The 12,774-nt window shown below is 64.0% G+C and carries 10 protein-coding genes; 5 read left to right on the top strand and 5 right to left on the bottom strand.

The window, feature by feature from the left end:
- From FJ980_RS02490 to FJ980_RS34575, 3 genes are all read right to left on the bottom strand, one after another.
- Window positions 1-1,960: penicillin-binding protein 1A (locus tag FJ980_RS02490; protein ID WP_140541367.1), on the bottom strand; the 1,960-nt coding region annotated here is incomplete at its 3' end.
- 230 nt (window positions 1,961-2,190) lie between these two features.
- The gene (locus FJ980_RS02485; protein ID WP_140541366.1) at window positions 2,191-3,447 is read right to left on the bottom strand and encodes an N-acetylmuramoyl-L-alanine amidase; all 1,257 of its coding nucleotides are present in this window, start codon (window positions 3,445-3,447) and stop codon (window positions 2,191-2,193) included.
- A gap of 417 nt (window positions 3,448-3,864) precedes the next feature.
- Entirely contained in the window at window positions 3,865-4,002 is a 138-nt protein-coding gene (locus FJ980_RS34575; protein ID WP_176477023.1) for a hypothetical protein, read from the bottom strand.
- 92 nt (window positions 4,003-4,094) lie between these two features.
- On the opposite strand from FJ980_RS34575, the gene FJ980_RS02480 reads away from it, so the two are divergent.
- Complete coding sequence (locus FJ980_RS02480; protein ID WP_140541365.1) at window positions 4,095-7,019, top strand: ribonuclease E/G; 2,925 nt, start codon at window positions 4,095-4,097, stop codon at window positions 7,017-7,019.
- 124 nt (window positions 7,020-7,143) lie between these two features.
- Here the strand turns inward: FJ980_RS02480 and FJ980_RS02475 are convergent, their stop codons facing one another.
- Both FJ980_RS02475 and FJ980_RS02470 read right to left on the bottom strand, forming a co-directional pair.
- The gene (locus FJ980_RS02475; RefSeq protein WP_140541364.1) at window positions 7,144-8,073 is read right to left on the bottom strand and encodes a glutaminase; all 930 of its coding nucleotides are present in this window, start codon (window positions 8,071-8,073) and stop codon (window positions 7,144-7,146) included.
- Window positions 8,074-9,222, bottom strand: coding sequence for an aminotransferase class I/II-fold pyridoxal phosphate-dependent enzyme (locus tag FJ980_RS02470; RefSeq protein ID WP_140541363.1), 1,149 nt, complete (start codon window positions 9,220-9,222; stop codon window positions 8,074-8,076).
- Between the two features lie 183 nt (window positions 9,223-9,405).
- Here FJ980_RS02470 and FJ980_RS02465 point away from each other — a divergent pair, with 183 nt between their 5' ends.
- The 4 genes from FJ980_RS02465 (at window position 9,406) to accB (ending at window position 12,759) form a co-directional block, all read left to right on the top strand.
- Window positions 9,406-10,818, top strand: coding sequence for a M48 family metalloprotease (locus tag FJ980_RS02465; RefSeq protein ID WP_140541362.1), 1,413 nt, complete (start codon window positions 9,406-9,408; stop codon window positions 10,816-10,818).
- Between the two features lie 58 nt (window positions 10,819-10,876).
- Window positions 10,877-11,704, top strand: coding sequence for a DsbA family protein (locus FJ980_RS02460; RefSeq protein ID WP_140541361.1), 828 nt, complete (start codon window positions 10,877-10,879; stop codon window positions 11,702-11,704).
- 132 nt (window positions 11,705-11,836) lie between these two features.
- Window positions 11,837-12,271 (top strand): type II 3-dehydroquinate dehydratase, encoded by a 435-nt coding sequence (gene aroQ, locus FJ980_RS02455; protein WP_095767887.1) that lies wholly within the window; start codon window positions 11,837-11,839, stop codon window positions 12,269-12,271.
- A 26-nt stretch (window positions 12,272-12,297) separates the two neighbouring features.
- Window positions 12,298-12,759 (top strand): acetyl-CoA carboxylase biotin carboxyl carrier protein, encoded by a 462-nt coding sequence (gene accB, locus FJ980_RS02450; RefSeq protein WP_140541360.1) that lies wholly within the window; start codon window positions 12,298-12,300, stop codon window positions 12,757-12,759.
- Window positions 12,760-12,774 lie beyond the last annotated feature (15 nt).

Below are 12,774 nucleotides of genomic sequence, written 5' to 3'. Positions count from 1 at the left end.
GGTATGCCGTCATCGGGTCGAGCACCTGCTCGGAATTGTCGACCAGCTCCGGCTCGGTCTGGTTCTTCCACTCGGTGGCGTTGCAGCCTTCGCAGCCGCGCTCGTCCTGCTTGAACACCGTCTTGCCGTAACGGTCCTGGATGCGGTCGATCAGCGATGGTTTGATCGATTTGCCGCCATTGGCCATGATCGAATAGGCCGACACCATGCGCATGACGGTCGTCTCGCCCGAGCCCAGCGCCATCGGCAGATAGGGCGCCAGATGATCGTAGACGCCGAAGCGCTCGGCATATTCCACGACCAGCTTCATGCCCATGTCGTTGGCCAGCCGCACGGTCATCAGATTGCGCGACTTCTCGATGCCCGAGCGCAAGGTGGCCGGGCCCGCGACCGTGCCGTCATAGTTCTTCGGCGTCCAGGTGGTGTTGCCGCTCTGGATGGTGATCGGGCCGTCCATGATCACCGAAGCCGGCGTGTAGCCATTGTCGAGCGCCGCCGAATAGACGATCGGCTTGAACGAGGAACCGGGCTGGCGCATCGCCTGGGTGGCGCGGTTGAATTCCGACTGCGCGTAGGAGAAGCCGCCGACCATGGCGAGCACGCGGCCGGTATGCGGATCCATGGCGACGAGGCCGCCTTCGACCTCCGGCACCTGGCGCAGCATGTAGGTGTTGTCGGAGCCGTCGTTCTTCTGCACGAAGATCACATCGCCGGGCTCCAGCACGTCGGCCGGAGACTTCGCCCTGACGGACTTGCCGTTGACGAAGTGGCGCATGGCGAAGCCCATGTCCTCCTTGCTGACGGTGCCCTGGACGCGTTCCTTGACCAGATCGCCGGAAATCTGCCGCGTCGGCTGGATGCCGATGGTCAGCCCGGTTGCCGAACTGTCGAGCACGACGGCCAGCGTCCATTCCGGAACGTCCTCGAGACCCTTCACATTGCCGAGAGGCACGCCCCAGTCGCCGGAGACATCGATATGCGTCACCGGACCGCGATAGCCGCGCAGCATGTCGTATTTGAGCAGGCCGTTCTGCATCGCCTTGCGGGCGATAAGCTGGATATTCGGATCGAGCGTGGTGCGCACCGACAGGCCGCCCTCGTAAAGCGCATTCTCACCGTAGCGCGCGATGATCTGGCGGCGGACTTCCTCGGTGAAGTACTCGCCGGCAAACAGGTAGGAACCGTTGCGGCGCGGCGTCACGCCGAGCGGTTCGGCCTTGGCCTTGTCGCCCTCCTCGCGGGTGACGTAGCCATTCTCGACCATCTGGTCGATGACCCAGTTGCGGCGCTCCAGGGCACGGTCGGCGTGCTTGAAGGGGTGATAGTTGTTCGGGCCCTTCGGCAACGAGGCGAGATAAGCGGCTTCCGCGACTGTCAGCTCGTTGACGGACTTGTCGAAATAGGTGAGCGCGGCGCCCGCGACGCCGTAGGCGCCAAAGCCGAAGAAGATTTCGTTGAGATAGAGCTCGAGGATGCGGTCCTTCGAATAGGCCTGCTCGATGCGGAAGGCCAGGATCATCTCCTTGATCTTGCGCTCATAAGTCTGATCGGAAGAGAGCAGGAAGTTCTTCGCCACCTGCTGGGTGATCGTCGAGGCGCCGACCTGCCGCCGGCCCGAACCGAGATTCTGCAGGTTGACGATGATGGCGCGGCCAAGTCCGGTGATGTCGATGCCGGGATGGTTGTAGAAATTCTTGTCCTCGGCCGACATGAAGGCGGCCTTGACGCGGTCCGGGATGGCCTGGATCGGCAGATAGAGACGCCGCTCGCGCGCATATTCAGCCATCAGCGCGCCGTCGGAGGCATGGATGCGCGTCGTCACCGGCGGTTCGTATTTGGCCAGAACCTCGTAGTCGGGCAGGTCCTTGGTCAGATGGCTGATATAGATGGCAAGACCGGCCGCCACCAGCAGCGCCAGCGTCGTGCCGATGCCAAAGAAATAGCCGATGAGACGAATCATGCCCGCTCCAGTCCGAGGTTCGGGAATTTCCTAAACGAAGCCGACAGTCGCGCAAGCTTCCCGGGGCGGTCCCAATCCGCAATCGAAAAACCCATGTAGCGGCCATGTGGACAAAATACGGCAGCGCGAAATTTGAGGACTCGGTTGCCGAATAATAACGCCGGGTGTTGTTGTCATGCAACGCTGCTTGCGGTTGCAGACGTGCGGCGGTTGCGGGCAGGTGCGGCGGGTCAGCCGCCCGTCGCGGTTCCGGCCTTGGCGGCGGCAAACAGGGCAACCGCGTTGGTTATGCTTTGCGCCGCCTTGCCTCGCCAGTCGGCGTTCAGCAGTTGCGCCTCGTCCTTGTTGTTGGAGAGGTAGCCGAGCTCGACCAGGACGGACGGCACGTCCGGAGCCTTGAGCACCCTGAAGCCGGCCGAGCGCTGCGGATTGTTGATCATGCCGACGCTGGTCGACAGCTGACCGACCAGCGTGTGGGCGAAGCTCATCGAGAAACCATGGGTCTCACGGCGGATCAGGTCGATCAGAATGTCGGTGACTTCCTTGTTGTCGTCCTCGATCTTCATTCCGGCGAACTGGTCGGACAGGTTCTCGCGATCGGCGAGCGCCTGGGCTTCCGGGTCGGAAGCCTTGTCCGAAAGCGTGTAGACCGTGGCACCGCGAAGACCTTTGACGGCGATCGTATCGGCATGGACGGAGATCAAAAGATCGGCCTCGTGCTGGCGCGCGATGCGCACGCGTTCGTCGAGCGCCAGGTACACGTCGTTGTCCCGTGTCATGTAGACATCGTATTTGCCGACCGCGGCCAGCTTGTCGCGCAGTTCCTTGGCAAAAGCGAGCGTGACGTCCTTCTCGACCGTGCCGGCGGAGCTTTCGGCGCCGCCATCGACGCCGCCATGACCGGGATCGATAACCACCGTGAAGCGATGGCCCGGCGCCGAGACCGGTCCGGTGCCGACCCGTTCGCCCTTTTCGGTCGAAACCGTCGAACCGGTCGTCAGCGACTGGTTGGCGAGAGCTTCGTCGAACTCCCGCTCGGAGGCAGCCGACATATCGATGGCGATGCGGTAGCCGCTGCCGTCGTCATTCTTGAGCACGTCGAGCTTGTCGACGACGAAAGGGCCCTTGCCGGTGAGGATCAGGCGCGAGCCATGTCCCTGATCGCCGTAGCGAATGGCCCGCACAAGGCCCCGCGGCTTCACATCCTTGGCGTCGAGCGCGAATCGCGTGCGCGGCAGATCGACGACCAGGCGATTGGGACCGCGCAGCAGGAACCATTTGACGTCCGGCTCGTGGTCGAAATTCACGACGATGCGCATCTTCGTGGCGTCGCCGGCCATCTTGTAGCCGGTTGCGCCAAGCAGGGTGTCGGCGTGCGCGGCGGCGACGAAACAGGACAGGACCGCCAGCAGCAAGCCAGTCCAGGTAACGCGCAGGAGATGCCCGGTGGCCCCACCCCTCTTGTCTGCGGCGCCCGCCGATCCCATCTCTTATTCGTCGCTCCCGGTTTGACGCATTGCGCCCGGTCTTCTCGCAGAATGCCTGTCAGGCCGCCAACTCGATTAACGATTGGTATTCAGAGAAGGTTAACCAAGCCTTTCAAGGAGTGGGACGAAGACGCCTTCCCCAGGGGAAGCGCTTTTTGCCGGCATCCGAAATCGGGGTTGCCTTCCATCCCGCCAAATCATAAAAGCGACATTGGATCACTGCAATCCTGGAACCGCTCGCCTCAGCAGTTTCCTGCCAAAGGCTGGATGCAAAGGCGGCTCCTTTACCCTTCCAGGCTCAGGTGGTCGCGACGATTTTCGCAGGCGTGCCCTCGTGGCGGGGGAATCGCTTGCGTGAGGAAAACGGCCGGGTTTGTCCCCGCGCCGGCTCTTTATGAGCAAACAAGCTGGTCCGGCTTAGCCCGGGCTTTGGTTCAAAAGGTTCTGCCGGGTGCCGATGGCTTCAAGCGCAATCATGGAAAGGTCCGCATCAAACCGCGCCGTAATGGCTGCGGGCGGCACCGCCATTGCGCTCAAGCGGCGGCCGGCGGACATTCAATTATCCGGCATGCACACAGATACAGGCGCACAGCGGCGGGCATTGCCACGCCAGCTGCGGCCGTCGGCTGCCGGCAGGAAACAAAATAATGCCCAACAAGATGCTGATAGACGCCTCCCACCCGGAGGAAACACGCGTTGTTGTCGTTCGCGGTAACCGCATCGAAGAATTCGACTTTGAATCCCAGGACAAAAAGCAGCTCAAAGGAAACATCTATCTCGCCCGCGTAACCCGCGTCGAACCGTCCCTCCAGGCGGCCTTTGTCGAATATGGCGGCAACCGTCACGGTTTTCTCGCCTTTAGCGAAATTCATCCCGATTATTACCAGATCCCGGTCGCCGACCGTCAGGCCCTGCTGCGCGCCGAGGCGCAGGAGGCCGAGGACGAAGACGACGAGGAGGCCGAGAACGGCGAAGAGCAGCAGGCGCGCGACCGCGGCGGCCGGCGCAACCGCCGGCGCGGCGGCAAGAACCGCGACCGCGGCGAGCACAAGCACGCTGCCTCGGAGAACGAGGAAAGCCCGGTCGAGGCTACAGGCGGCGACGAAACCGCCGCTGACGTTGCCGAGGGCGAGGAAGCCCGGGGCGAGACCGCCGCTACCCCGGCAGAAAATGCCGGAACAGCCTCCGAGGCCGTCGAGGCCGTATCGGAAGCGGCTGAAGGCGCCGAAGCTGGCGGAGATGACGCCACGGACGACGACGATGGTAAGCCTTCCGAAGGCGGCCCTACTTCGATTGCCGCGAGCATCGATGCCGACGTGATTTCCGAGGCGATGCCGCAGGCGGATCAGCAAAGCGGCGAAGTCGCCGCCAGCGATGATGATCGCGGCATGCTGGAGGACGTCTCGGCCTCGCATTCGGATGAGCACGAGGTCGAATCGGTCGGCGCCGAGGACGCGCTCGAGGAAATCCGCAACCGCCGCAAGCCGGTGCGTCGCCAGTACAAGATCCAGGAAGTCATCAAGCGCCGGCAGATCCTTTTGGTGCAGGTGGTCAAGGAAGAGCGCGGCAACAAGGGCGCGGCGCTCACCACCTATCTGTCGCTTGCCGGCCGCTATTCGGTGCTGATGCCGAACACGGCGCGCGGTGGCGGCATCTCGCGCAAGATCACCAACGCCCAGGACCGCAAGCGGTTGAAGGAGGTCGTGGCCGATCTCGACGTGCCGCAGGGCATGGGCGTCATCCTGCGCACCGCCGGCGAGAGCCGCACCAAGGCCGAGATCAAGCGCGACTACGAATATCTGATGCGGCTATGGGAAAACGTCCGCAACCTGACGCTGCAGTCCTCGGCCCCGGCCCTGGTCTATGAGGAAGGCAGCCTGATCAAGCGTTCGGTGCGCGATCTCTACAACAAGGACATCGACGAGATCCTTGTCTCCGGCGAAGATGGCTACCGCGAGGCCAAGGATTTCATGCGCATGCTGATGCCGAGCCACGCCAAGGTGGTTCAGCCGTTCCGCGACACCACGCCGATCTTCGTGCGCAACGGCATCGAAGCGCAGCTCGACCGCATGCTGCAGCCGCAGGTGACGCTGAAGAGCGGCGGCTACATCATCATCAACCAGACCGAGGCGCTGGTTTCGATCGACGTCAACTCCGGCCGCTCCACCAAGGAGCATTCGATCGAGGAGACGGCGCTCCACACCAATCTGGAAGCGGCGGAGGAAGTCGCGCGGCAGTTGCGATTGCGCGACCTTGCCGGCCTGATCGTCATCGACTTCATCGACATGGAGGAGAACCGCAACAACCGCTCCGTCGAGAAGCGGCTGAAGGATCACCTCAAGAACGACCGCGCCCGTATCCAGGTGGGCCGCATCTCACACTTCGGCCTGATGGAAATGTCGCGCCAGCGTATCCGCGCCAGCGTGCTGGAATCGACCATGAAGCCTTGCCCGCATTGCGGCGGCACCGGCCATGTGCGCTCCGATTCCTCCGTGGCGCTGATGGTCGTGCGGGCGATCGAAGAATTCCTGCTCAAGGATTCGCGCAGTCACATCATCGTGCGCACGCCGTCGGCGACCGCGCTCTATGTGCTCAACCATAAGCGCGCCAACCTGGTGGAGCTCGAAGCCCGCTTCGGCCTGACGATCACGATCGAGGCTGACGAGACGCTCGGCACCCAGCATTACGCGATCTTCCGCGGCGCCATCGCCGAGAAGCCGGAAGGTTTTGTCGAGGTGCGCAGCCTACCGGCCTATGTCGAGCCGGACGAGCCCGAGGACGAGATTGTCGTCGAGGAAGCGGAGGACGAGGTCTCGGTCCAGGCCGAACAGCCGCGCCACGGGCAGCAGGACCAGCACCAGCAGCGGTCCGAGGATGGCGAAGGCCGTGACCGCAAGCGCCGCAAGCGCCGGCGGCGGCGTGGCGGCAGGGATCGCGACCGCGAGCACAATGGGGACGTCGCGGCGGCGCCGACGGAAGACGGCGAAACCGATGACGAGACGACGGACGAGGCCGCCGAGGAGGCGACCGCCGGCGGCGAGGCCGTAGCGGCCGATGCCGACGACAGTTCCGGAAAGAAGCGCCGGCGCGGGAAGCGCGGCGGCAAGCGCAACCGCCGTGAGGACGAAGCTTCGGAGGCCGTTGCCGGCGAAACCGTCGGCGATACCGAGGGTGAGTCGGTTGAAGGCCAGGACGCCGTAAGCGAGCCGGCGATGGCCGCTCCTGCGGAGCAACCTGCTGCTCCCGCCGCGGCCAACGACGATGCCGAGGTGGTCGAAAAGCCGAAGAAGCCCCGCCGTTCGAGGGCCAAGAAGGTGGCTGAGGAAGCCGCGGCCGAGACGGTGTCCGAGCCTGTGGCCGAGGCCCAGGTTGCGCCTGTGGCTGCCGAGCCGGAGCCGACGGCTGCCGCTCCCGCGGCCACGGAGGCGGAGCCTACCCATCCAACGCGGCGTAAGCCACAGTCAGTCGACGCGCCGGTTGTCCCCGTCGTGTCTTCGAACGTGTCCGACGACGCCAAGGCCGAAGACAAGCCGAAGCGCGCCGGCTGGTGGCAGCGCAAGGGTTTTTTCTAAACCTTTCAGATCGTTAAGCTGATCTTTTGAAAAAATCCCGCGCCGCATCAGGCGCGGGATTTTTCATTTCGCCGTCTGCTTTTTCAGCGCCGTTCCGGGTGGAAACCGCCAACGCTTTGCTGCTTTACGGCGCGAAGATCGACCAGTTCATCATCCGGGCGAGCTTCTCCATGGCGATGGAGCCGAGCTTGGAGTTGCCGTTCTCGTTGAGGCCGGGCGACCACACCGCCAGCGAAGCAACCCCTGGCACGATGCCGAGAATGCCGCCGCCGACACCGCTTTTGCCGGGGATGCCGACGCGGAAGGCAAAATCGCCGGAACCGTCATAATGGCCGCAGGTCAGCATCAGCGCGCCGATGCGGCGTGCCCGTTCGGCCGAGACGACCGAATGCCCGGTCGCCGGGTTCCTGCCGCCATTGGCAAGAAACCGGCCGGCCATGGCGAGCTGACGGCAGCTCATGGCAACCGCGCAATGGTGGAAATAGACACCCAGCGCGAGCTCGGGGGCATGATGGAGATTGCCGAAGGATTTCATGTAGTTGGCCAGGGCAAAGTTGCGGTGGCCGGTGGCGCGCTCGGATGCCGCCACCTCGCGATCGATGATGATCGTATCGTCATCGGCGAGGAACTGAATGAAGCGCAGGATTTCGCCGATCGCCTCGCGCGGCTGATGGCCCGCAAGCAGGACGTCGGAGACGACGATGGCGCCGGCATTGATGAACGGATTGCGCGGTATGCCGTTCTCATGCTCGAGCTGGACGATCGAGTTGAACGGGTTGCCGGATGGCTCGCGGCCGACGCGATGCCATAACGCATCGCCGACCTTGCCCAGCGCCAGCGTGAGCGTGAAGACTTTCGAGACGCTCTGGATCGAAAAGGGCTGATCGGCATCGCCGGCCAGTATGACGCGGCCGTCATTGGTCACGGCGGCAATGCCGAATTTCTTCGGATCGACCTTGCCCAACTGCGGGATGTAGGTCGCCACCTCGCCGCGATCGGTGCGCTCCGCCATTTCGGCGGCGACTTCGGCCAATGCCTGCTCGAGCTCCGGCATCTATTTCAGCCAGCGTTCGATGCGCGCCAGCGCCTCGACCATGTCGTCATGGCTGCCGGCATAGGAAAAGCGCATGGTGCGATGGCCCTGCAGCGGGTCGAAATCGCGGCCCGGCGTTGCCGCGACATGCGCCTCGGCCAGCATCTTGCGCGCAAAAGCCATGCTGTCGTTGGTGTGGCGCGTGACATCGCAGAACGCGTAGAAGGCGCCGTCCATCGGTGCGGCGAGCGCGAAGCCGAGTTCCGGCAGGCGCTTCATCAGAAGGTCGCGGTTCCAGGCGTAGCGCGCCTTCACCTTTTCCAGTTCCTGCGTTGCCTTGAACGCCTCGATCGCCGCGATCTGCGACAGTTCCGGCGGCGAGATATAGAGGCTCTGGGCGACACGCTCGACCGGCCGCACAAGCTCCTCCGGCAGCACCATCCAGCCGATCCGCCAGCCGGTCATGCAATAGTATTTCGAGAAGGAATTGATCGCGGTCACGCCGGCGCCATGAGCCAGCGCGGTGACATCCGGCGCCGCGTAGGCCAGCCTGTGATAGATTTCGTCGGAGATCACGGCGATGCCGAGCTCCTCGGCAGTCTTCACCAGCGCGGCAAGCTCATCGGCCGGAATCACCGCGCCGGTCGGATTGGCGGGACTGGCGAACAGCACGCCCTTCAGCGGCTTCCCGCGATGCGCGACCTTGAGGTGCTCGGCATGCAGGTAGGCATCCGAGCCGAGCTCTATCTCGACGATCTCGATGCCGAGCGCGGCCATGATGTTGCGGTAGGCGGGATAGCCGGGCGCGGCGATAGCGACGCGGTCGCCCGGATCGAACATGGCCAGGAAAGCCAGGTTGAAGGCGGCCGACGAGCCGATCGTGACGGCAATGCGCGATGGCGCGACATCGATACCGTAGTGCTCGCCGTAATGCGCCGCGATCGCCTTGCGCAGATCGGCCAGGCCCAGAGCGTCGGTGTAGCCGATGCGGCCATGCCGCAGGGCCGCGGCCGCCGCCTCGCGGACGCCGACCGGCGCGGGATCCGACGGCTGGCCGACCGCCATCGACACCACGGGCACGCCGGCAGCCTTCAGCCGGTTGGCTTCGGCCAGGATGTCCATGGCGTGGAACGGCTCGACTTCTCCGCGGCGCGAAAGCGAAACGACCATCTGACCTCTTCCAACTGCTCTATTTCGGCGAATTCTGGACGCAAGCCAGAGCAGACTTGCCCTAACTGCCCTAGTTACGGGACAGCGCCGCACAAATGCCCGATTGATGTGGGGATCACAAGCGCGCAGGAAGTTGCCGGCGCCGACTTTTCATCTTTCGCCCGCTCGTCTACCAGTGGACCTATGTTGAGCCGACCTCGACCGTTAATTGGCAAAGCGACCTCACTCAGCCGAACCGCGCGCGGCTTCGCGACGCTTCTGCTGGCCGCCACCGTTGCTTTGTCGAGTTCGGTCAGCGCCTTCGCGCAAGGCGTGCCGGTGGTGCGCGACGCCGAGATCGAGGCGCTGGTGCGCGATTATGCCCGGCCGATCTTCAAGGCGGCGGGGCTTGCCAATGACGGCATCGACATCGTTCTGGTCAACGACCAGAGTTTCAACGCCTTCGTCACCGGGCGGCGGCTGTTCATCAACACCGGCGCGCTGGTGACCGCCGAAACGCCGAACGAGATCATCGGCGTCATCGCGCACGAGGCCGGCCATATCGCCGGCGGCCACCAGGAGAAATTGCGCGACCAGCTCGACCGCGCCAAGACCATGGCCATCATCGCCACGCTGCTCGGCGCCGGCGCCATGGTGGCCGGCGCCACCACCAACAGCCGCGGCCTTGCCGGCGCCGGCATGGGGGTGGCCGCCGGCGGCGGCGAGATGGCGCAGCGCTCGATCCTTGCCTATCAGCGCACCGAAGAGATCACCGCCGACCGTTCGGCGATCACCTATCTGAACGCCACCGGCCAGTCCGGCATGGGCATGCTGAAGACCTTCGCCCGCTTCCAGAGCGCGCTCTCGCTCGCCGGCACCCAGGTCGATCCCTACCGGATCAGCCATCCGATGCCGCAGGAGCGCATCGCCAACCTCGAAGTCCTCGTCAAGCAAAGCCCTTTCGTCAACGCTGTCGACCCGCCGGCACTGCAGCAGCGGCACGACATGATGCGCATCAAGATCGCCGCTTATATGCAGGGTCAGGCAGCCGTCGCGCGGCTGATGCGCAAGAACCCGACCAGCCTCGCCTCGCGCTATGGCGACGCGCAGCAGACCTATCTTTACGGCAATCCAGGCGCGGCGCTCACCAAGACGGCGGCGCTGATCAAGGAACAACCGAAGAATCCTTATTTCCAGGAATTGCGCGGCGACATCCTGATGAAGGCCAACAAGCCGAAGGACGCGGCGGACGCCTATGCCAAGGCGGCCAGCCTCGATCCCGCGCGATCCGGCCTGCTGCTGGTTTCGGTCGGCCAGTCGCTGATGGCGGTCGGCACGCCCGATTCGCTGAAAAAGGCTGTCACCCAGCTCAACAACGGCGTCGCGCGGGACAGGGAGAATTCCGAAGCCTATCGTTTTCTGGCGCAGGCATATGGCGAGCTCGGTGACATTCCGGCCGCCGATCTTGCCACCGCCGAGGGTCACTATTATGCGGGCGACTACAAAAACGCTAAGATCTTCGCCATGCGCGCTCAACAGAAATTGAAGCGCGGCGAACCCCGCTGGGTCCGCGCGCAGGATATTATAAACTACACGCCATCGAACAAACTCAAATGAACCTCCCGGGCCCTGGCGGCGACCAAGGCGGACCGGAACGGGCAAAAGGAACGACGATATGAACAAGGCAATCCTGCTTGGCAGCGCCGGCGGTCTGGCGGTGGCGCTCGGCATGCTGGCTTTCGGCTTCATGGCGGGAAACCCGCAGCCCGCGAGGGCCGACACCGTGCAAGTCGCCCAGATCACGTCTTCCACCGATACCAAGGCCTCCGCCGACACCAAGATCGATCGCAAGGAGGTCGAAGGCATCATCCGCGATTATCTCTTGAAGAACCCGGAAGTTCTGCTCGAGGTGCAGGATGCGCTCGAGGCCAAGCAGAAGGAAGAGCAGCGGCTCGCCGCGCTCGGCGTCATCAAGAACTCCAAGGACGAGATCTTCAACTCCACCTTCGACGGCGTCGTCGGCAACCCGAAGGGCAAGGTCACGATCGTCGAGTTCTACGATTACAATTGCGGCTTCTGCAAACGCGCCATCGAGGACATGCAGGCGCTGACCAAGTCCGATCCGGACCTGCGCTTCGTGCTCAAGGAGTTCCCGATCCTCAGCCCGGATTCGCAGAAGGCCAGCGTCGTCTCCATGGCGTTCCACCTGATGCATCCGGAGAAGTATCGTGAGTTCCACACCGCGCTGCTCGGCGGCCAGGGTCGCGCCACCGAAGCGACCGCGATCAAGGTGGCGCTTTCGCTCGGCGCCGACGAGGCAACGCTGCGCGAGAAGATGAAGGACCCGCGCATCGCCGAAACGCTCTCGCGCACCTATGATCTTGCGACGAAACTGTCGATCACCGGCACGCCGTCCTATGTGGTCGGCAACGAGGTGATCTTCGGAGCGCTCGGCCAGCAGGTTCTGGCGGAAAAGATCGAAGCGGCAAAGAGCGCGCTCTAGGCGCTCGCGGCGCGAAAGCCGGCCGCTGTGGACAGCGAAAGAACGCACTTGCGCTCTTTTCGCGGGCGGCTATGCCCATTATAGAGGCCCAGTGCGCCCGGCTTAGGGTCGGCGCAGAACAAGGTCGGCATATTGAAAACGATTTTCGTCCTCAACGGCCCAAATCTCAATGCGCTCGGGAAGCGCGAGCCGGGGATTTACGGCGGCAAGACGCTTGCGGCCATCGCCGAGGACTGCAAGGCGGCCGGAGCCGCGCTCGGGCTCGAGATCGATTTTCGCCAATCCAACCATGAGGGCGATCTGGTCGACTGGATCCAGGAAGCCAGCGAGAAGGCGGCAGGCATCGTCATCAACCCCGGCGCCTACAGCCACACATCGATCGCCATCCACGACGCCATCCGCGCCGCAGCACCGCTGCCCGTCGCGGAAGTCCATCTTTCCAACATCCACGCGCGGGAGCCCTTCCGCCACGTCTCCATGGTCGCGCCGGTCGCTGTCGGCATGATCTGCGGGTTCGGGCCGCTCGGCTACACGCTCGCGCTGCAGGCACTGGCGGCTCGCCTGTGACCGGCCCCCAAACAGAAGGCTCGAAAATGTCGATAAAAAAGAACGGTGTTGACCAGCAACTGATCCGCGATCTGGCGGGTATTCTGAACGACACCAATCTGACCGAGATCGAGGTCGAGCTCGGCGATCTCAAGGTGCGCGTCTCGCGCCAGGCGCAGGCCGTCCATGCCGTGGCCGCGCCGCTCGCTGCGGCTGCTCCTGTTGCCGCGGCAGCGGCTCAGCCAGCAACGGCGGCCGGGGCCGCCGATGTGTCCAAGAACGCAGTGCCCTCGCCGATGGTCGGCACCGCCTATCTGGCACCCTCGCCCGACGCCAAAGCGTTCATCGAGGTCGGCCAGAAGGTCAAGGAAGGCCAGACGCTGCTCATCATCGAAGCGATGAAGACGATGAACCAGATCCCCTCGCCGCGCGCCGGCACGGTGACGGCGATCCTTATCGAGGATGCCCAGCCGGTCGAATACGGCATGCCGCTGGTGGTTCTTGAGTAGCGCCGGGAACAATCA

This window comes from Mesorhizobium sp. B1-1-5, from assembly GCF_006443065.1.
Lineage (GTDB): Bacteria > Pseudomonadota > Alphaproteobacteria > Rhizobiales > Rhizobiaceae > Mesorhizobium.
The sequence above is the reverse complement of the archived record's forward strand: the minus strand, read 5'-3'. Positions and strand labels throughout refer to the sequence as shown.

What these genes read in the sequence shown, in the direction of transcription:
- FJ980_RS02485 (WP_140541366.1), bottom strand. Translation starts at nt 3,447, where the DNA reads ATGGGATCGGCGGGCGCCGCAGACAAGAGGGGTGGGGCCACCGGGCAT.
- FJ980_RS34575 (WP_176477023.1), bottom strand. Translation starts at nt 4,002, where the DNA reads ATGTCCGCCGGCCGCCGCTTGAGCGCAATGGCGGTGCCGCCCGCAGCC.
- FJ980_RS02480 (WP_140541365.1), top strand. Translation starts at nt 4,095, where the DNA reads ATGCCCAACAAGATGCTGATAGACGCCTCCCACCCGGAGGAAACACGC.
- FJ980_RS02475 (WP_140541364.1), bottom strand. Translation starts at nt 8,073, where the DNA reads ATGCCGGAGCTCGAGCAGGCATTGGCCGAAGTCGCCGCCGAAATGGCG.
- FJ980_RS02470 (WP_140541363.1), bottom strand. Translation starts at nt 9,222, where the DNA reads ATGGTCGTTTCGCTTTCGCGCCGCGGAGAAGTCGAGCCGTTCCACGCC.
- FJ980_RS02465 (WP_140541362.1), top strand. Translation starts at nt 9,406, where the DNA reads ATGTTGAGCCGACCTCGACCGTTAATTGGCAAAGCGACCTCACTCAGC.
- FJ980_RS02460 (WP_140541361.1), top strand. Translation starts at nt 10,877, where the DNA reads ATGAACAAGGCAATCCTGCTTGGCAGCGCCGGCGGTCTGGCGGTGGCG.
- accB (WP_140541360.1), top strand. Translation starts at nt 12,298, where the DNA reads ATGTCGATAAAAAAGAACGGTGTTGACCAGCAACTGATCCGCGATCTG.